The organism is Ruegeria sp. BI11 (genome assembly GCF_056538005.1).
The window spans coordinates 98,908-119,056 of the sequence record NZ_JBQFSM010000001.1; the positions used below are offsets into that span (position 1 = coordinate 98,908).

Annotated in this window: 18 protein-coding genes; 6 read left to right on the plus strand and 12 right to left on the minus strand. The window is 57.7% G+C overall.

All coding sequences use genetic code 11. The features are described from left to right. Positions 1–55 precede the first annotated feature (55 nt). From ACR0DT_RS00465 to ACR0DT_RS00490, 6 genes are all read right to left on the minus strand, one after another. On the minus strand, positions 56–655 hold the full coding sequence (locus tag ACR0DT_RS00465; protein ID WP_480708858.1) for a YceI family protein: 600 nt from the start codon (positions 653–655) through the stop codon (positions 56–58). Next, on the minus strand, positions 652–1,866 hold the full coding sequence (locus ACR0DT_RS00470; RefSeq protein WP_480708859.1) for an MFS transporter: 1,215 nt from the start codon (positions 1,864–1,866) through the stop codon (positions 652–654). The genes ACR0DT_RS00465 and ACR0DT_RS00470 overlap by 4 nt, the downstream gene beginning before the upstream one ends. A gap of 64 nt (positions 1,867–1,930) precedes the next feature. Then, positions 1,931–2,551: an ImuA family protein gene (locus ACR0DT_RS00475; RefSeq protein ID WP_480708860.1), complete on the minus strand. Its 621-nt coding sequence runs from the start codon at positions 2,549–2,551 to the stop codon at positions 1,931–1,933. A gap of 58 nt (positions 2,552–2,609) precedes the next feature. Continuing rightward, a complete protein-coding gene (locus tag ACR0DT_RS00480) occupies positions 2,610–3,191 on the minus strand; it encodes a retropepsin-like aspartic protease family protein (protein WP_480708861.1) in 582 nt (193 codons plus the stop codon). Between the two features lie 41 nt (positions 3,192–3,232). Then, the gene (locus ACR0DT_RS00485; protein ID WP_480708862.1) at positions 3,233–3,856 is read right to left on the minus strand and encodes a MarC family protein; all 624 of its coding nucleotides are present in this window, start codon (positions 3,854–3,856) and stop codon (positions 3,233–3,235) included. Beyond that, on the minus strand, positions 3,853–5,706 hold the full coding sequence (locus tag ACR0DT_RS00490; RefSeq protein ID WP_480708863.1) for an ABC-F family ATP-binding cassette domain-containing protein: 1,854 nt from the start codon (positions 5,704–5,706) through the stop codon (positions 3,853–3,855). The genes ACR0DT_RS00485 and ACR0DT_RS00490 overlap by 4 nt, the downstream gene beginning before the upstream one ends. A gap of 104 nt (positions 5,707–5,810) precedes the next feature. Between ACR0DT_RS00490 and ACR0DT_RS00495 the strand changes: the two genes are divergently transcribed. Next, entirely contained in the window at positions 5,811–7,013 is a 1,203-nt protein-coding gene (locus ACR0DT_RS00495; protein ID WP_480708864.1) for a multidrug effflux MFS transporter, read from the plus strand. Between the two features lie 102 nt (positions 7,014–7,115). Then, a complete protein-coding gene (gene ndk, locus ACR0DT_RS00500) occupies positions 7,116–7,538 on the plus strand; it encodes a nucleoside-diphosphate kinase (protein WP_008757405.1) in 423 nt (140 codons plus the stop codon). Positions 7,539–7,591: 53 nt separating this feature from the next. Here ndk and ACR0DT_RS00505 read toward each other — a convergent pair whose 3' ends face one another. Next, positions 7,592–7,939, minus strand: coding sequence for a TfoX/Sxy family protein (locus ACR0DT_RS00505; RefSeq protein ID WP_480708865.1), 348 nt, complete (start codon positions 7,937–7,939; stop codon positions 7,592–7,594). 226 nt (positions 7,940–8,165) lie between these two features. Here ACR0DT_RS00505 and ACR0DT_RS00510 point away from each other — a divergent pair, with 226 nt between their 5' ends. From ACR0DT_RS00510 to ACR0DT_RS00520, 3 genes are read left to right on the plus strand one after another with little or no spacing between them, the layout of a single operon-like run. After that, on the plus strand, positions 8,166–9,683 hold the full coding sequence (locus ACR0DT_RS00510) for a CHAD domain-containing protein (RefSeq protein ID WP_480708866.1): 1,518 nt from the start codon (positions 8,166–8,168) through the stop codon (positions 9,681–9,683). A 3-nt stretch (positions 9,684–9,686) separates the two neighbouring features. Next, positions 9,687–10,442, plus strand: a complete 756-nt coding sequence (locus ACR0DT_RS00515; protein ID WP_480708867.1) for a ParA family protein — start codon at positions 9,687–9,689, stop codon at positions 10,440–10,442. Beyond that, positions 10,439–10,906 (plus strand): CYTH domain-containing protein, encoded by a 468-nt coding sequence (locus tag ACR0DT_RS00520; RefSeq protein ID WP_480708868.1) that lies wholly within the window; start codon positions 10,439–10,441, stop codon positions 10,904–10,906. The genes ACR0DT_RS00515 and ACR0DT_RS00520 overlap by 4 nt, the downstream gene beginning before the upstream one ends. On the opposite strand, the gene ACR0DT_RS00525 is transcribed toward ACR0DT_RS00520, so the two are convergent. From ACR0DT_RS00525 to ACR0DT_RS00545, 5 genes are all read right to left on the minus strand, one after another. Further along, positions 10,903–12,273: a sensor histidine kinase gene (locus ACR0DT_RS00525; RefSeq protein ID WP_480708869.1), complete on the minus strand. Its 1,371-nt coding sequence runs from the start codon at positions 12,271–12,273 to the stop codon at positions 10,903–10,905. The genes ACR0DT_RS00520 and ACR0DT_RS00525 overlap by 4 nt on opposite strands. Beyond that, the gene (locus ACR0DT_RS00530) at positions 12,266–12,946 is read right to left on the minus strand and encodes a response regulator transcription factor (protein ID WP_480708870.1); all 681 of its coding nucleotides are present in this window, start codon (positions 12,944–12,946) and stop codon (positions 12,266–12,268) included. Before ACR0DT_RS00530 ends, ACR0DT_RS00525 begins: the two co-directional genes overlap by 8 nt. Positions 12,947–13,125: 179 nt before the next feature. Further along, positions 13,126–14,562 carry a Do family serine endopeptidase gene (locus ACR0DT_RS00535; RefSeq protein ID WP_480708871.1) on the minus strand — a complete coding sequence of 479 codons (1,437 nt, stop codon included), beginning with the start codon at positions 14,560–14,562 and terminating at the stop codon, positions 13,126–13,128. Positions 14,563–15,329: 767 nt separating this feature from the next. After that, positions 15,330–15,929: a nucleotidyltransferase family protein gene (locus tag ACR0DT_RS00540; RefSeq protein ID WP_480708872.1), complete on the minus strand. Its 600-nt coding sequence runs from the start codon at positions 15,927–15,929 to the stop codon at positions 15,330–15,332. 31 nt (positions 15,930–15,960) lie between these two features. Continuing rightward, positions 15,961–18,378: a GcvT family protein gene (locus tag ACR0DT_RS00545; protein WP_480708873.1), complete on the minus strand. Its 2,418-nt coding sequence runs from the start codon at positions 18,376–18,378 to the stop codon at positions 15,961–15,963. Between the two features lie 194 nt (positions 18,379–18,572). Between ACR0DT_RS00545 and ACR0DT_RS00550 the strand changes: the two genes are divergently transcribed. Further along, entirely contained in the window at positions 18,573–20,141 is a 1,569-nt protein-coding gene (locus tag ACR0DT_RS00550) for an ABC transporter substrate-binding protein (RefSeq protein WP_480708874.1), read from the plus strand. The last annotated feature ends 8 nt before the right edge of the window (positions 20,142–20,149 follow it).

A 20,149-nucleotide genomic window follows, 5' to 3' on the forward strand; every position in this document is an offset into this window, starting at 1 on the left:
GCGGAAATTGTTGGTGATGCACGCGTCTATTCGACTCTGTGGCGTCGTTTTTTGCCTATTCGGCCTTTTTGATCTCTGCCCGGATGTCCAACCCGACGGTATCCTGCACCAGGTCGCTGTAACCCGACGCCCCGAAGTCGTGGCGATTGAGCGATCCTGTCAAGCGGATCGAGAGCATATCAAGATTGTCCGTGGCGCTGCCGGGTGGTCGATGAAGGTCAGCCTTCAGGGTGATCGGACGGGTCACGCCGCGCAGGGTCAGATCTCCGGTGATTTCCGCCCCGCGCGAGATGCGCCCGCCATCACCAAGCTGCACTTTGGTCGACACGAAGTGAATGGTTGGAAATTGTTCGACGTTTAGCACGCCAGCGCCAAGCATCGCGGTTCGGGCGAAGGGCAGTTTGGTGCGGGCTTCAGCGGCGTTCAGGGTCACGCTGACGCGGCTGTTGACTAGATTGCTAAGGTCGATCTGGATATTTGCGGATTGAATCGGCATGGTGCCGGATTGCGCAAGTCCCGACAGGTCAAAGGTAAAGTCGACGGACGTACCTTGGGGCACCAACTCGTATTGGGTAAGCGCGGCATGGGCCGGGCGTGCCAAGGGCAGGGCAGCCAACCCGGCTAGTAGTAGGGTGCGTCGGTTCAGCAGGGTCACGCCGGCACCCCTTGCCCGCGGGGGCGCGAGCGATGCAGCAGTACCAACAGGATGGCGATGTTCAACCCATTCCATAGCAGGCCATTGACGAAGGCCAACTGATAGCTTCCGGTGACGTCGTATATCCATCCGGACATCCAGCCGCCCAAGGCCATGCCCATTATGGTCATCATCAGGACGAAACCAACCCGGGCGCCGGCCTCTTGTGGGGGCATGTATTCCCGTACGACTAGAGCGTAGCTGGGAACGATCCCACCCTGCGCCAGCCCGAACAGCATGCTGATGACATAAAGCGAGACCATCCCATCATAGGGCAGGAACAGAAACAGGGCGATGCATTGTAGGGTGGATCCAATTAACAAGGTCCTGATCCCTCCAAGCTTGTCGGCGACCAACCCCGAAATGACGCGGCTGACGACACCTCCCAGCAGCATCAGCGACAGCATTTCGGCCCCGACGGCGGGGCCATAGCCAAGCCCGACGCAATAGGACACGATGTGAACCTGTGGCATGGACATGGCTACACAACAACCGATCCCAGCCAGACCCAATATGTATTGAAGGGCACGCGGTGAAATCCCAACGCTACGTGCGTTGATTTGCGCACTGACGGCGGCGGTGCTGTGCGCCTCGGCTGGAACCTGACGGCGCAGAAGCAAGGAGAGCGGGATAACAACGAGCAGTGTCACGACAGCCAGTGTTAGATAGACCTGCTGCCAGCCGTCGCGGGCCAAAATTCCGGCCAACAGGGTGGGCCAGATCGCCCCGGACAAGTAGTTTCCACTGGCGACCAGCGCGACCGCTATCCCGCGCCGTCGCATGAACCAATGGGAAATATCCGCGATCAAAGGGCCAAACCCGATGGATGCGCCCAAGCCCATCAATAAATGCGCCACCGAGAGCATCACCATGTTCGGGGCCAATGTCGCCAGCAGATAGCTGACTGCACTCAGCACAGAGGCCCCGATCAGCGCTTTGGTTACGCCTAGTCGATCCACCAACTGCCCCAGCCACATATTCCCCAGCGCAAAGCCGATCATGGCAAGCGTGTAGGGCATCGACACTTCGGCCCGACCGGCGTTGAACTGCACCTCGATGGCGGGCATCACCACGACCACTGCCCACATACCGGCATTCGCCACCATGGCAATGCCAAGCGTAATTAGAAGGCGAAGCCAGGAATATCGGCTGTCATGGATTGTATGGCTCATGCTGGAACGCTAGGTCGGGGGTCCGGCTTTTGCCAGTCACAAGTTTTGTGAACTCTGTGATGTGTCACACCAAAACATCTTGGGTTTCGATCCGGCTCAGATTCAGCCCGGCGCGCGGTTTGGTCTGGGTGGCCTGCCAACTGACCGGGGGCAGGGCGCGGGCGCGGCGGCGGGTCAGAGTCCAGCGGCGGGTCTCGCCCTGATGGTTCGCGGCCATATGCCAGCGGGTCTCGACCCCTTGCGCGCCGCCGTCTCCGGGCGTCAGCAGCAACCCCAGCGGGGCCCGCCCCATGGCGCCGCCTTGTTCAGCGGCCAGATGCATGCGCCGCACCGGCGTCAGCCCTGGTGCGCCCGGCAGATCGCCGATGATCAGCGGAATGGCTCCGCTGCGCAGCGCCTCTTCCATGCACCACAGCAGATCCTCGGCGCGGGTGGGGCGGACGAACAGGAATCGGGCAGGATCGGCAAAGGACATCATGCCATCGGGGTTCAACTGGCCGGGCTCCCACGCGGGGGCAATCCACAGCACCGGACCCTGCGCCTGACCCGCCAGCCACATGGCAAAACTGCGCCGGGCGGGGCCGCAGGCCTCGTGCACGCGAGCCAGTTGCAGGGTGATCTGAGGGTGCAGGGTCAGCCCCGGCGCCTCACGCGCAGGTTTGCGACCAAGAAGGTTTGTAGACATGCCAGCAGCCTAGCATGTTCTTATTTTGTTCTCAATCTCGGAATGCCGCCATGATCCTTTAACGAGACAGGATCAGGCGACCATCGGTGAACTGGATATTCGAGAAGCGATGCAGGTAATCCATGCCCAGCAGTGATTGGCGCAAATCGCCTTCGTTGACCCAGGCCGAGACGCCGTGGTCGGTGATTGGTCCCAGCTCCAGACTGTCCAACCGGACGGGCGCGGTGCGCACCTCTCCGTTCGCGGTCGAGGCGCGACCGAGATAGTTCAGCTGGTCGGGATCAATACCAATGCGTCTGGCGTCCTGATCGCTCAGAACAATCTGGCTGGCACCGGTATCGACGAGGAAGGTGATTGGCTCTCCATTCACCACAACAGGCAGGTAATAGTGACCGTCATAGGCGCGAGGCACCTCGATCGTTTCGCCGGTGACAGTCATCTGCGGGGCAGGGCCGACGGTGTTGCGAATGTCCTCCCAAAGGCCAACAACGGCGACGACGCCGATAAAGATGAACACCCAGGCCATCGCTTGCTGCAGCGTTTTGTTCAGCGTCTGGCGGTTGTACGAGATAAACCATGCGACCAAAGCCGCCCCAAGCAGTCCCAAATACGCCAAACGTGCAATGCTGTCGCCATCCATACCGTAACCCTTACCGCATTCAACTTAAGTTATATGGGGATTTACGACGCAAAACCAAAGGCCTTGAGGCCGTCCAAAATGAACTGAACCGACAGGGCGGCCAGCAGCATTCCCAGCAACCGAGTCAACACATTCAACCCGGTCTTGCCCAGTATGCGCGCGATTAGACCGCCTGACAGGAAGAATGTCAGAACCACGGCCATCACCGCTAGCATCACCAGAATGGCCTCGAAGATGCCCAGAATGCCCGGATGCTGACCAGCCAACAGGATGATCGTCGCAATCGACCCCGGCCCGGCGACAAGCGGAATGGCCAGAGGGAACACGGACGGGTCGGGATGTTCTTCTTCCTCTTCGACGCGGTCTTCGCGGCGTTTGGTGCGGCGTTCGAACAGCATGTCGAGTGCGGTCAGAAACAGCAGTGCGCCACCGGCGACTTTAAAGGCCTCGATAGAGATGCCCACAAAGCCCAGCACAGCCTCACCAAAGGCAGCGAATGCTATCAAGATGCCCGAGGCTACGGCACAGGTGCGATAGGCCGTTCGGCGACGGGCGCGGGCGTCCATGTCCTGAGTTAATGCCACAAAAATCGGCGCAGTTCCAAAGGGGTCAATCACCACGAACAAGGTGGTGAAGGCAGTAATGAAAAAGGCCAGATCCATCATGCGGCATTCTCGGCGTTTTCTAGGCGTTCGGCGGCTGCGACCCAAAGCGTTTCCGCCTTTTGCATCGCTTCAACCACCTCGGCGAACTTGCGGTTCCACGTTTCCAGATCGTTGATCTTATCGTCTTCGTACAGCGCCGGATCCGCCAGCTTGGCCGAGAGCTTTTCGTGCATGTCGGTCAGTTTCTCGATCCGGTCCTCGCATTTTCGCAGGTCGGCGCGCAGGGCCAAGACAGTCTCGCGCGAGGCACGTTTGGGTTTCGCCGTCTGCGGTTTCTCTTTGACCGATTTATCTCTGGCCAGCAGCATGGCGCGATAAGCCTCGAGATCTCCGTCAAAGGGTTTGACCGTTCCGTCCGAGACCAGCCACAGCCGATCAGCAACCAGCGACAGCAGATGCATGTCGTGGCTGACCAGAACGACGGCACCGGAATAGGCGGTCAGCGCCTCGACCAGCGCCTCGCGGCTTTCGATATCTAAATGGTTGGTCGGTTCGTCCAGGATCAACATATGCGGCGCGTCGATGGTGGCGATCAGCAGCGACAAGCGGGCTTTTTGACCGCCCGACAAGCGCCCAACCAGCGTTTCCGCCTGATCTGCGTTCAGCCCGAACCCTGCCAGACGCGAGCGCCACTTGCCGGGCGCTTCGTCCGGGCGCAAGCGGCGCAGGTGGTCCAATGGCGTTTCGTCAACATGCAGTTCATCCACCTGATGCTGGGCGAAGTAGCCGATGCGCAGCTTGTTGCTGCGGGTCATTTTCCCCGCCATCAAGGGCAGGCGGTTAGACAGCAACTTGGACAAGGTCGATTTACCCTGACCGTTTTTACCCAACAACGCGATCCGATCATCCTGATCAATGCGCAGGTTCAGGCGGCGCAGCACTTCGGTTTCGCCATAGCCCGTCACACCGCCTTCGATCTGGATGATCGGGGGCGATAGCTCCTCGGGTTCGGGGAAGGAAAACGCCCGCAAAGCGGCCTCTTGCGGCGTCGAGACCAGCTGGATGCGTTCAATCATCTTCAGGCGCGACTGGGCTTGAACGGCTTTGGATGCTTTATAACGGAACCGGTCCACAAAGCTCTGCAGGTGGGCAATGCGGGCCTTGGCTTTGGCGTTTTCGGATTCGGCCTGCGCCAGCCGTTCGGCGCGACGTTCGGCGAATTTGTCATAGGGCACCGCATAGTAGGTCAGCTTGCGGTCTTCCAGATGCAAGATTGATCCGACCGCCCGGTTTAGCAATCCGCGATCGTGGCTGATGATGATGACTGTATGTGGATACTTGGCCAGATAGCTTTCCAACCACAAGGCACCTTCGAGGTCCAGATAGTTGGTCGGTTCGTCTAGCAAAAGCAGATCAGGCTGCGAAAACAGCACCGCCGCCAGCGCTACGCGCATCCGCCAACCACCCGAGAAATCCGAGCAGGGGCGCAGCTGATCTTCGTCATCGAACCCCAGACCCTTGAGGATCGAGGCCGCGCGCGCCTCGGCTGACCAGGCATCGATATCCGCCAGACGAGTTTGAATCTCGGCAATGCGCGCGGGATCGTCGGCGCTGTCGGCCTCGGCCATCAGGGCGCTGCGTTCGGTATCGGCGGCCAGAACCGTGTTGATCAGCGACACGTCGGACGAGGGGACCTCTTGCGCCACACCCCCGATCCGCGCGCGTTTCGGCAGCACGATATTGCCTGATTCCAGCGCCAGCTCGCCCCTGATCAAACGGAACAGTGTGGTCTTGCCGGTGCCGTTCCGCCCCACCAACCCGACCTTGTGGCCATCGGGAATCGTGGCGCTGGCGCCGTCAAACAGGGGGCGGCCCTCGACCGCATAAGTGATGTCTTCGATCCGTAACATGTGCCGCTCATAACAGAGCATCCCAGACGCCGCCAGCGGGTTGGCATGTTCATCGTGCAGCCTATGTGCTAGCGCTGGTCCGATTGGCTTTTAACGGTTTAAGTATGCGCGCGGCTTCTTCGCCTCCTTCTCTGGTAACATTGGTGTTCGCGACGGCGATTTCCGTGCTGTCGCTGAATATGTTCCTGCCGTCGCTGGCCCGAATGGCCGGAGATTTTCAAGTCGACTACGCGTTGGTGAACCTGTCGGTGGCCGGATACCTGGCGGTGTCTGCAGTGCTGCAACTGATCATGGGGCCGCTGTCAGACCGGTTTGGGCGCAGGCCTATCTTACTGATCTGCATGTCGGTTTTTGTTGTCGCCTCGGTTGGTTGCGTATTGGCCGAGTCGATCTGGGCCTTTCTGGGCTTTCGCCTGTTGCAAGCGGCTGTGGTTGCAGGACCAGTGCTATCGAACGCCGCGATCCGGGACATGTATCCGCCGAACGAGGCCGCCAGCAAACTGGGTTATGTGGCCATGGCAATGGCGCTGGCCCCGATGCTTGGGCCCATGCTGGGCGGCGCATTGGACAGCTTGTTCAGCTGGCGCGCAGGCTTTGTTTTGTATTCAGTACTTGGGGCAGCGATGCTGCTGTTGCTGTGGGGCGATCTGGGCGAGACAAACACCAACCGCTCCTCGACCTTCGCGGCGCAGCTGCGCGAATACCCCCATCTTTTCCGCGCCCGTCGGTTCTGGGGCTATGCCTTGTGCGCAGCCTTCTCGATCGGAGGGTTCTACAGTTTCATCACCGGCGCTCCATTGGTGGCTGCAGCATGGTTCGATCTAAGCCCCGCGATGCTGGGGCTGGGGATCGGCATTATCACGGGTGGTTTCATGGTTGGCAATTTCATCACCGGACGGATCGCCGCTAGAACCCCGCTGACAACCATGATCCTTATCGGACGCATCGTCGCGTCGGCCGGGCCGCTTTTGGGTCTGCTGATGTTTCTGGCTGATCTGGGCTCGGTCTGGGTGTTCTTTGGATCGGCCATCTTTGTAGGGTTTGGCAATGGCCTGACTAACGCCAATGCCTCGGCTGGTCTGATGTCCGTCCGCCCCAAACTGGCAGGCAGCGCTGGGGGATTGTCAGGCGCGATGATCGTAGCGCTGGGGGCGGTTCTGACCTCGTTGACCGGGTTATGGGTTAGCCCCGAAAACGGTCCGTTTCTGGTTTTGGGGATGATGTGGGCGTGCAGCTTTGCCGGGCTTCTAGCCGTGATTTACGTGCGAAGGCTGGACCGTCAGGACCCATTGCCCGAGACGATCTGAGCCGCAGCGCATCATAGTGCTTTTCATATCATACAGACCATGCTACGCGGCGCGCGATGGATTTCGGCGCGAACCCGCGCCTTATGTTAAGGAGAGGCCGACATGGCACTGGAACGCACATTCTCGATCATCAAACCCGATGCAACCCGCCGCAACCTGACTGGCAAGATCAACGCCAAGTTCGAAGAAGCAGGCCTGCGCATCGTTGCGCAAAAGCGCATCCACATGACAAAAGCTCAGGCTGGCAAGTTCTATGACGTGCACGCTGAGCGTCCGTTCTATGACGAACTGTGCGAATTCATGTCGTCGGCTCCGGTTGTTGTTCAGGTTCTGGAAGGCGAAGGCGCCATTGCAAAGAACCGCGAAGTCATGGGCGCAACCAACCCCGCAGATGCTGCGCCCGGCACCATCCGCGCCGAGTTCGCTGAATCGGTTGGCGAAAACTCGGTCCACGGCTCGGACGCTCCGGAAACCGCAGCGGTTGAAATCGCGTACTTCTTCTCGGGTATCGAACTGGTCGGCTAAACCGTCGACACATTGAATTCATGGGCCGCTCCCGGTAACGGGTGCGGCCTTTTTTATTCAGGTTTTAGATCGTCAGCCGAAACTCGTACGCCGATTGCATCCAGGTCCGAGATCATTTGGGTTTCTGGCATTGCGGTGACGCTGGCTTTGATTGTATCGAACCGTTGCCGCAAGGCTTTTTTCTCGTCACCTTTGCAATCATTCCACGGACGGCCCTGCAACCCCATGACCAACACATAGTAACCAATGAAATGCGGTCGTGTTCCGGCCCGTACTACGCGGGCATAGGCCTCATCCGGCCCCATATCGCGCAGTTGCTGGGCCGTGCGAATACCGGCACGTGCGCAGGCTTGCTCGAAAGCCGGGCCAAGGTTGCGGATGGAAGAGATAGGATCGGACATGCTTCTTTTTTAACCGGGTGTTTGGGGGCTGTCGACCTGACGTACAATCAGGACGACATCAAGCTTGCCAGGGGGAAAAGTATGCGATTTCATGGCGTCATGCTGCCATGAGGGTTCCGATGTTCAAGAACAAAGAGACCGCTGAGAAACACGGCAAGAACGCACCATTACGCGTGGACGACAGTGTTTGCCGGGACCTTGATGCTCAGATACTGGGACGCGCGTAATGGGGCGAAAAAATGGTGTGTTCGTCTTTCCAGGCAAGTTCGATCACGACGAGTTTTCCGCCGTACTTAAGGGGCTGACGGTAGCGTTTGAAAAACCAATGGCTGCCCACTCATTTGATCTACTGGATTGCCATGATCAGACGCTGCAGGCCAAAGGGCAGTTGTTGATCGAAACAGTCGGCACATTGCAGTTGCTGCAAAGCGATGGTTGCGTTCTGGTTCAGGAGGGCACTGGAACGGGTAAGTTCGTACAGGACCTGCCGGATGGGCCGGTCCGCGCGGCATTGACAGGTTTCCCCAAGCTACGCGCATTGATGCGCACCGGCTCTGGCGCCACCAATAGCCGTGCCTTTGCTGTTCTGGATAACCTGCAAAAAACGCAGGTGCGGGGCAGCATCTGTTCTTTGACCACAAGTCATGGGCAGGTGACGATCCTCTCGGTTTACCCGATGCGCGGCTACAAACGAACCTTTCGGGTTGTCTGTTCGGCGTTAGAAGAGACTGCAGTTGGCACGCCTGTGACAAGGGCAGTTTTTCAAGATCTTTTTGCCGACGTCACTCCTTATAACGCCAAGCCCGATATTAAGCTAAGCAAGCGAGAGCCATCAATCGAAGTGGCTGTGGATATCATCCGCACTTATCTAGAGGTCGCGCGCCAGAATGAGGCGGGGATTATTTCAGACATCGACACCGAATTTCTGCACGACTACCGCGTCTCGCTCAGGCGTGTGCGGTCTGTGCTGAGCCTGTTTAAAGGTGTGTTTTCTCCGGAGCAGACAGCAGCGTTGAAACGTGAGTTCTCAGACCTGATGGCCCCGACGGGGCGGATGCGGGATCTGGATGTCTATCTTTTAGAAAAAGACACCTACTTCAATTTGATACCGAGCAACCTTCATCAAGGTGTCGAGGCCATGTTTGCGCAGTTTGCGAAAGAGCGTTCCCGTGAACTGGCAGCGCTGAGCCGGCGCTTTCGGAGTGCGGCGTATGAACAGCAGATAAACATGCTGTCGTCGCTGTTTGCGAACACAAAGGGGCTGGAACACGGCCAAAACGCGGATCGTGGAGCCTTTAGCTACGCGTGTGAGCTGATCTGGAAACGCTATCGTAAGGTATGCAAACGGGCCCGCAGAATTACTCCGAATACTCCGGACGAGGCCGTGCATGAGCTGCGGATAGATTGTAAGAAGCTGCGCTATCTGATGGAGTTTTTTGCCCCATTGTTCGACAAAGGCGATTTCAAAACTCTTATCAAGCCATTGAAAAAACTGCAGGATAATCTTGGGTTGTTTAATGACTATTCGGTTCAGCAAGAAGCGCTGCTTGAATTCGTTTCAGCACAAGGCGATGCTCGGAAACGGACAGACGCACAGCTTGCTATGGCTGTCGGAGGGCTGATTGCTGTGCTCGATCAGCGTCAAAAGGCCGAGCGCGACCGGGTGATTTCCAATTTTCGGCATTTCGACAGCCCAAATATTCAGAGCCTATTCCGCACTCTGTTCCACCATAAGGAGGTTTGACGCGTGAAGATCATTGCATGCTACAGCAACAAGGGCGGCGTGGGAAAAACCGCAACTTCGGTGAACCTGGCCTATGCCTATGCTCAGGCAGGGCAAACTGTGCTGTTGTGCGACCTTGATCCGCAGGGGGCGTCGGGGTTTTACTTTCGCGTGAAGTCGTCAAAAAAGCTGACGGATGCACGGTTCTTCGAAGATACCGCGCGATTCACCAAATCCATCAGAGCCAGTGATTTCGAAGGGCTGGATGTGCTGCCGGCAAACCTGACCTTCCGCGATTTCGACGTGTTTCTTTCACGCATGAGGAACAGGCGGTCGCGGCTAAAAAAGGCTTTGGCTGCTGCAGGCAGCGATTATGATGTGATCCTTCTGGATTGCCCGCCGAACTTTTCGACCCTGTCCGAGAATGTCTTCAAGGCTGCGGATCAAATCGTAGTACCCGTCGTTCCAACCACTTTGTCCGAACGGTCGTTTGTGCAGTTGGTGGCATTCTTTGATGAACAAAAGCTGCCTAAGACAAAGTTGAGGGCGTTTTTCTCAATGGTACAGCGGCGCAAAACCTTGCATCTGAAAACGATGGAGAAGATGCGTAAGCCGTACAAAAAACGTTTCTTGCAAGCTGAGGTTCCCTTTGCCGCAGATATCGAGCGCATGGGCCAGAACCGCGCCCCGGTCAGTGTCTTCGCTGGTCGCAGTAACGCCAGCAAGGCCTATCAGGCGTTGTTCGAGGAATTGGAAAACGGAGTGATTTCAGACAAATGAGCACGGAAATTGAACGCAAATTTCTGGTCGCCGACCTGCCGGACCTAAGCGGTGCTGAGAAAGCCGTTGTGCGTCAGGGCTATTTGACGGCACCTGACGACTCCACAGAACTGCGCCTGCGTCAAAAGAACGACCGGTTCTTCCTGACGCTCAAAGGGAGAGGCGCAATGGTACGGGTTGAACGTGAGACTGAAATCTCGGCCGAGCAGTTCGACACCTTCTGGCCTGAAACGGATGGCCGTCGGGTGGAAAAGGAACGTTACACTGGCCAATTGGCTGATGGGCGCGTGTTCGAACTGGACGTGTTTCAAGGGGATTTGGCCCCGTTACAGTTGGTCGAGGTAGAGTTTGAAACCGAATCTGAGGCAAAAGCTTACGCTCCGCCGAAATGGTTCGGGGCAGATGTAACTGCCGATAAGCGCTATAAAAACAAGACGATGGCGACCAATGGTGTGCCCGACTAGGGTTTGCGGGCCAGTTTGATTTTCGCCTCAAGCCCTGGATTGCAGTTGCTGGCCTCGAACGCGCCGCCATGCATGTGAGAGATTGCGGCGACAAGCGCTAGGCCCAGACCGGCATTACGCTCGGTTCTGGCCGGGTCCAGTGTGACAAACGGCATTTGCAGGCGTGGTAAGTCTTCTTGCGGTACTCCGGGGCCCTGGTCTCGAACGCTAAGACAAGAGTAAGCACCATCTTCAGATAAGTTTATTGTGACAGTCGAGTCCTGCGGCGCATAACGCATGGCGTTTTCCAGCAGGTTCGACAGGGCTTGGGATAACAGGGGCCGATGTCCCGGTATCGGTGACGCGTTGCCTGTGACCTCAAGCTGGATACCCTGATCGACGGCGACGGGATCGTAAAGTTCAACCACATCCGCCACCAGTTGCTGCAGGTCGACTGGTTCAAATTGTTCCCGGCCAACACCTGCTTCGGCGCGAGAAATTTCGGTCAGTTGCCCTAACACTCGCAGAACATGGTCAATTTCCATACTGGCTCGCGCGATATCAATCTCACGCTCCTGATCGGTTTTCGATGGATCAGACAGAGTTTCAACCCGTTGTTTCAATCGCGACAGCGGAGAGCGTAGATCGTGGGCAATAGAATTGGATGTGGTGCGCAAATTGCTGACCAGTTCCTCGATCCGGTCCAGCATAGTGTTGAGCGTCCCGGAAACCTGATCAAACTCATCGCCTGTGCCGCGTAAGGGCATGCGGCGGGACAGGTCGCCCGACACGATGTTCTCGGCCGCGCTGGCAATATCGGACAGGCGGGAAAAGACCAGACGGGTGAACAGCCAGCCGGTCAGCACGCTCAGCGCCAAGGCAATGGCCAGCGCAATGCCGACCGACCGTAACAGCACACGGTCGAATTGTTGTCGCGCCAGCGCATCGCGTCCTACCAGCAGACGTTCGCCACCGGGCAGCCGGACCGAGGCGGCTGAGACAGGCACCAATTCATCATTGTCAGCCCGGCGTAGTTCTAGATCGACCCAGCCGCTGCCAGCTGCGATATTCTCTGGCCATTGTTTGAGGTTGCCTGCCAGATTGACGCCAAATCGGTCGGTCAAAAGATATAACGCATCGCGGTCCGCGGCGGTTGGTAGACGACGCTCGATCGCTCGCATCAAGCCGATCAGGCCCCGGCGTTCGTATTCATCCGCCAACCCGGTTAGCTCTGCCGAAACCACCGAGCGTGTCTCGCTTTCAATACTGCGGTTCGCTGTGACATAGACCAACGCCAACACGGTAGCCGTCAGCAATGTACTGAGGATCATGCTGGCCAGTACGAGGCGTGTTCTGGAATTGTTGAAGGAAAGTCGTAGGTTATCCATCAGATATCATGTAACCGGCGCCCCGGACAGTTTCAATCAACGGCGGTTCGCCACCTTCGTCCAGTTGACGCCGCAGCTTCGAGATATGGACATCGACCACGTTGGTATTCGGGTCGAAGTGATAGTCCCAAACGCCCTCAAGCAGCATGGTGCGGGATACCACACGGTTCTTCCGACGCAGGAAGAATTCCAGGATTTGAAACTCACGCGGGGTGAGGGTGATCTCGCGCCCGTTGCGGGTGACTTTGCGGGTCAGCAAATCCATCTCAAGGTCGCGGCAGTTCAGAGTCGGACTTTCCTCCGACTCTTGTGGACGGCGCAGCAGGGCCTCGATCCGGGCGTGCAATTCCTGAAACGAGAACGGCTTGACCAGATAGTCATCCGCCCCGGCGCGCAACCCTTTGACACGCTCGTCAACGGCGCTCATGGCGGTCAGCATCAGAACCGGAGTTTTAACACCCGCCGCACGCATCGATTTGATCAACGACAATCCATCCAGGCCCGGCAGCATCCGGTCTAACACGACTGCATCAAATCCACCGTCAGTGGCGTGATACAGACCTTCACGGCCATCCTCAGCCTGTTCGATCGCATAGCCTTCTTCGCCAAATCCCTTGGCGATGAACTCTCGTGTATCTTCATCATCTTCGACGATCAGCAGGCGACGGCTCATGATGTGAGTTCCTTTCTACCGGGATTTAAACACAATTTTTGGACAAAGCACATGGTTTGGCTAATCAGTCTGCCGGGTGCGTGAATCGCACCCGGCAGTCCCGGTGGTTTGCGGACAATTCAAACCACCGGGGAGGCGCCCGCCAGATTTCCCATCACGTGGCGCGCGCTGGTGTCAGATCAGGCGATTTCCACCGCGACAAAGATCTGGTTGCCGCCGCGGTTGATCAGAACAAGCGCGGGATCGGTCTTTTCGCTGTCCAGCGCTGCTTTCAACGCTTCTGGAGTTGTGGTTTCTTGACCGCCCAGTTTGACGATCACATCACCTCGTTGCAGACCGGCTTTGGCCGCCGGGCTGTCGGGCTTAAGGTCGGTGACGATCACACCATCGACATTTTCAGCCACACCCATCTCGGTGCGATTGGTGTCAGTCAGTGGTGCTATTGTCACGCCCAAGGCACTGCCTGAGACGGTCTCATCCACTGATTTGTCGATCTGGGCCGATGCGCTTTGGTGTTGGCCGATGGTCAACTCGATCTGTTGTTCCGTACCATCGCGCAGAACGGTCAGAACACTGTCAGTGCCCACTTTGGTGGTTCCGACAAGGACCGGAAGATCGCTGCTGGAGTCGACGATTTCATCGTTGAAGGTCAGGATGACATCGCCTTGTTGCAGCACGCCCTCAGCCGGGCTGTCGGCAACAACGTCCGAGACCAACGCACCGGTCGAACTGTCGATGCCCAGGGCCGCCGCGATCTCGGGGCTGACATTCTGGATCGTCACACCCAGCCAGCCGCGGCTAACCTGACCGTCATCGCGCAGGTCGGCCGCGATGTGTTCTACGATGTTAGACGTCACCGCGAACCCCAGACCAACAGACCCTCCGGTGGGTGAGTAGATGGCCGAGTTCACACCCACGACTTCACCTTCCATGTTGAACAGCGGTCCGCCCGAGTTGCCCTTGTTGATGGCCGCATCGGTTTGAATGAACTCAGCGTATGGCCCCTGCGAGATGTTGCGGCCTTTGGCCGACACGATCCCGGTCGTCACGGTTGAATGCAGCCCGAACGGGTTTCCGATGGCCACAACATCTTCGCCCACGCGGATGCCGTCGCTGTCGCCCAGTTCAACCGCCTGCAGGGTTTCACCTGCGTCTATCTTCAGAACCGCGATGTCAGTCAACGGGTCGGTGCCGATGACCTCGGCCTCATAGGTACGGTCATCCGACATGCGAACCGTTACAGACTCAGCATTGTCGACGACATGGTGGTTGGTGACGATGTATCCGGCCTCATCCAGGACAAATCCCGAACCCAGCCCTTGCGCTGGTCCACGCTGGGGGGCGTTGAACCCTTCGGGCGCGCCGAAGCGTTTGAAGAACTCTCCGAACGGGTGCTGGTCAAAGTCAAACTCTTGCCCCTGTGCCGGAACCGGTGCGGCGCCTTGTTCCGCGATGATGGTGACGACTGACGGCGACACGTTTTCCACCAGATCTGCCAGCGCTTCGTCGGCCATCGAGGGCAGGGCGGTGGTCGCCAGCAATGCAGCGCTCAGCGCGCCGGCGCCAACCCAACTGGCTGTCCCGGGCAAAAGAAGAGAGGATTTGCGGATGCTCATTTATATCTCCTGTTTATATCACGCGGGTGCGGCCGCGCGTTGGAACAGGAGATGCGCCTTCTATCTGTGGGTTTCCTGAGTGAATTGTTAAGATATCTTAATTTTGCCACAAACTCGCGGTTCTATCGCGACGTTCGCGGGTGTGAATCGGAGGAATTGCGCGAATCACAAGGAGCGAATCGGTGGATTGTTGCCGATTTCAGCGCCAAAACGCGAAAAGGGTTGAATTGAATCAAGTTTGTTAACAAATCAGCCATCGAATTTTTCGATTTTCACATGATCACGCCTAGGTTGTGATGACATGCAGAAGCAGATGCTGATACTGGAAACAATTTATAGCATAAACATTGGATAGCTTATTAGGTTTGCGCTTAATGGTGTAATTGATCTCCTTACATGGAAACACGACTCTTCTTAAGGTTGATTGACGTTAAAAAAATGTTGCGGAAAAACCATCCCGATTTCGGCAAAATTAACCGTTCCATCCAATTTTACGTTGTTTGAAACCATCGGATCGGTGACCATGAATGTGCCCAAGCGAGGGGGAGCCGACGGCACTAGGGGGTGCCTAAGGCTTGTCACAGTCACTGGAAACGCTGAGCGGCATGTTAACGAGGGGGTCTTGTTTAGGTTCGGCGGCGGAATAGCCAGAGTGTCGATAGACATTATTGGCCGCGTTTCCGGGATTGATGAAAAGTGGTAGTCCTGTTTTGGGTAGCGGCCCGGTCGATATCGACCGGGCCGACTTACTTTCAGACATGGTGAATTCAGATACTGCGTTTTGCGCGCCATGCCGCCCAATCCGCAGGCGTGTCCAGATCTAACAAGGCGTTTTGGCCGGGCAGGGTGTGCAGATGCAACTTGTCCGCATACGCACGCACCACGGATTGCGCGCCGTCATCCCCTGTTAAACGGCTGAGCTGATCAAACAGGCTGCGATCGAAGACGACCGGATGACCGGGTTTGCCGCTGCACGTTGCTCCACGCCAAATCAGATTGTTCGGGTGGGATTGGACCGCAGATAGTACAGCGGACAGATCGGCGGAAGTGATGTCCGGCAAATCCGACAACAATATCATTGCGGCCTGTGCGTCGCTTGGAACATGCGCCAACGCGCCACGCAAACTGGCATTTATCCCTTCGTGAGCGTCCGGGATTTCTACCTTGTGCACGTCTAACCCATCAAGGGCCTCAAATCGAGGATGCGGTGCGGGGGGCAACGCGGCGATAACCGGTGCCGCTCGCCCTGCAATCAAGGCCGCGCGGCGTAGCAGGGGTTGGCCGTCGACGATCTGCAACAGCTTGTCCTTTGCGCCCATACGACTGGATTGGCCCGCAGCCAGCAAGATGATGGGTATTTGCGTCATGCCGCCACAATGCCGTCGATACTAGGCCGTGTCATCCCCGCATACGCGAGCCATCCGCATCAAACAGCGGCTCCGAGATTACTCGGGCCCTGCGCAACTGACCGAGGATTTCGATGTCGACCTGCAGCCCGTCAATCGCTCGATCTGCGGGCAGGAAACCCATTGCGACCGACTTCTGCGCAAAATGCGAATACCCGCCCGATGTGCAAAATCCTACGACACTGCCGTCCAGCCAGATTGGTTCATACGCATTTACATCGGCGTCGTCGGCGTCCACTTCAAACGCCACTAGTTTGCGCCCCGGACCTTGCGACCGGTCTTTTTCAGCGGCATCCCGTCCGATAAAATCGGCATTCTTCGAGAAAGAGATGAACCGATCCAGACCTGTTTCCGCAGCGGTATAATCAGGCGAAAATTCCCGCATCCACGATCCAAAGAACTTGTCCAAACGCAGGCTCATCATCGCCCGCATGCCAAACGGTACCATCCCATGAGATTGCCCGGCTTGCCACAGAACCCACCACAGTTGCCTTTGCGCCATAGGGTCACAATATATCTCAAACCCCAGATCACCAGTATAGCTGACCCGTTGTACGATGCAGTCGGTCATGCCTACGGTCATGCGCCGCACATCCAGAAAGCGAAGGTCTGAAATATCGTTGCGGGTGCAGGTGGCCAAAACCTGCGATGCCTTTGGGCCCGCAATCTGAAACCCGTTCAACCGGTCGCTGATATTCTTGATTTGTGTACCGTCCTGCTGATGCTGCAGGAACCAGCGCATGTGGAAAGCCTGACTGCCGTAGGAGGCGGTCAGTTGGAACTCATCCTCAACTAAGCATGAGACGGTAAAATCTCCGATCAGCTTGCCTTTTGGTGATAGCATCGGAGTCAGGGACACTCGGCCAGGTTGTGGAATGCGTCCGGCCATAATCCGATCCAGCCACGCGCGGGCTGTTGGGCCGGTGACGCGGTACTTGCCGAAATTGTGGACTTCGTTGATGCCGACGCTGTTGCGTACCGCGCGTACCTCACGCCCTGTTGCGTGAAAAGCGTCCGAGCGGCGGAATGAGGGGGTTTCATAGCCCGGCTCATCCCCTTGGGCGAAATAATTCGGAACCTCTAATCCGTATTGCTGTCCCCAGACCGCGCCCAGATCGCTGAAGATGTCGTACATCGGGGTTGTTCGGTTCGGGCGTGCGGCGGGCAGTTCCTCGTTGGGGTAGGCGACGCTGAAGCGCTTTTGATAGTTTTCGATCACCTTCGGGCGGGTATAGCCGGGGCTGATCCACTCACCGAACCGGGCCACATCCATCGCGAACACATCGCGTTCCGGTTCGCCCTCGATCAACCACTGCGCAAGCGTCAGACCGACCCCACCGCCTTGGCTGAACCCCGCCATCACACCGCAGGCTGACCAATAGTTGCGCATCCCCGGAACTGGCCCGACCAGAGGATTCCCGTCTGGTGCAAATGTAAAGGGTCCGTGGATCACCGATTTCACCCCGGCTTCGGCCAGAACGGGAAAGCGGCGATATGCGAATTCAATACTGTCGGTGATCTTGTCATAGTCATCGGGCAGCAGCTCGTGGCCGAACTCCCAAGGGGTGCCGTCAACCGCCCATGGCTTGCAGGGCTGTTCATAGAACCCAATGCACAGCCCGCGCCCTTCTTGCCGTAGATAACTTTCGCCGGCGGGATCCATCACATGCGGGTGTTCACCGCCAGCGTCGATGATTGCTTCGATCTGCGGGATCGTGTCTGTCACCAGATACTGATGCTCCATCGGGTGCAGAGGGAAGTAGACACCCGCCATCGCGCCCACCTCGCGCGCCCACAGGCCGCCAGCGTTCACGACATGCTCGGCGTTAATGGTGCCCTTGTCAGTGACCACATCCCAAGTGCCATCGGGGCGCTGGTTGGTCTCGCGCACCATGCAGTGCGTTTCGATTGTAGCCCCGCCCATACGGGCCGCCTTGGCATAGGCATGCGTGGTGCCTGACGGGTCGAGATGGCCGTCCAGCGGATCGTAGAGCGCTCCGATTATGCCGTCGGTATTGGTGATGGGCGCGATCTTCTTGATCTCATCGGGGCCAACGATCTCGGTTTCCAAACCCATGAAGCGATGCTTGGCGCGTTCGGCCAACAGCATGTCGAACCGGTCCTGATTGTCGGCCAGCGTCACGCCGCCCACGTGGTGCAGACCGCAGGACATGCCGGTGATCTCTTCCAGTTCTTTATACAGGCGGATGGTGTACCCCTGAAGCGCAGCCATATTGGTGTCGCCGTTCAGGGTGTGAAACCCGCCCGCCGCGTGCCAGGTTGATCCGCTGGTCAGTTCCGACCGCTCCAGCAGCATGACGTCGGACCAGCCCAGTTTGGTCAGGTGGTACAGCACGGAACAACCGACGACGCCACCGCCAATAACCGCCACGCGGGTTTCCAGTTTCATGATTGCCTCCGCCAGTGTTTTTGCCAGTCTGATCAGAAGGATTGCGGATGCAACACTGAATGCGACAAAACGTGTCGCTGACGCAAATTGCGCTTACCAGCAACTTCCGGCAAATGCGTCACGGTTCTGTAACAGAATCGAACTACGAGGCGACCGAAATCGGCCCTACGTAAACTACTCTACAAGGATAAGAGATGAGCAAGTTTGATCCCCAACCCCAAGCGCTGAGCCGCCGTGAATTTATGGCTAAAGCCGCAGCACTTGGCCTGACTGCCACAGCCGCGAACCTGATCTGGGCTGAGGCCGGTCTGGCCGAGGCGCCCCAAAAAGGCGGCCATTTCGTTCTGGGGCTGAAGGGTGGCGAAAGCACCAACTCGCTGGACCCGGCACTGTCGGCGTCGCACGTGACAGCCAAGGCGCTGCGGGCTTATGGGAACACGCTGACCGTGGTCACCGCCGATGGCGGAATCGAACCGAGCTTGGCCGAAAGCTGGGAAGCGTCTGAGGACGGCAAGGTCTGGACTTTCCAGATCCGTAAAGGCGTCGAATTCCATAACGGCAAAACCCTGACGCCTGAGGATGTACAACTGACGCTGGCGCGCCACTCGAACGAAGATTCGCAGTCGGGTGCTTTGGGCATCATGCGCGGGATCGAAGACGTGCGGGTTGATGGCGACTACGTGGTGATCACTCTGAACACGCCCAACGCCGACCTGCCGTATCTGATGTCGGATTATCATCTGGTCATGCAGCCGGGCGGTGGTATCGACAACCCGGGCGAGGGGATCTCGACCGGTGCCTACAAAGTAACCGCAGATGAGCCCGGTGTACGTTACGCGTTTGAGAAATTCGCAAACCACTGGGACGAAAGCGTTGGTCACTATGACAGCCATGAAATTCTGGTTCTGAACGATGATACTGCTCGTTCGGCAGCGTTGCAGGCTGGTCAGGTGCATGCCATCAACGTGGTGCCGCCGCGTACCGCCAAGCTGTTTGGCCGTGCGCCGGGCGTCACCCTCAACGCGACCTCGGGTCGTGGGCACTACATCTTTGTCATGCACACCGACACCGCGCCGTTTGACAACAAAGACCTGCGTCTGGCGCTGAAATACGCCATCAACCGCGAAGAGATGGTCGACAAGGTCCTGCGCGGCTTTGGTTCGGTCGGGAACGATATTCCGATCAACGAAGCCTATCCGTTGTTCGATGCGTCGATGGAGCAGCGCCAGTTCGATCTGGTCAAAGCGGCCGAGCATTACAAAGCATCGGGCCACGACGGCTCACCCATCGTTCTGCATGTATCCGACGCGGCCTTTGCCGGAGCGCTTGACGCGGCGCAGCTGTTCCAACTGTCGGCGCAGGCGGCTGGTATCCCGCTTGAGATTCAGCGTGAACCGGCAGACGGTTACTGGTCGGAAGTGTGGAACAACAAACCGTTCTGTGCATCCTACTGGGGTGGACGTCCGGTGCAGGATCAGATGTGGTCGGTTGGTTATTTGTCGACTGCGGACTGGAACGACACCAACTTCAAAAACGAAGAGTTCGACGCGCTGCTGCTGAAGGCCCGTGCCGAGCTGGACACCGCCAAGCGCAAAGACATCTATGCCCAGATGGCGCGGATTGTTTGGGAAGAGGGTGGTCTGATCAACCCGATGTTCAACCAGTTCATCGACGGTTACTCAGACAAGGTGACGGGTTGGTCCGCACATGCAAACGGTGACCTGATGGACGGCTACGTCGCCAGCCGCACCTGGTTCGCGTAACCTAAAAA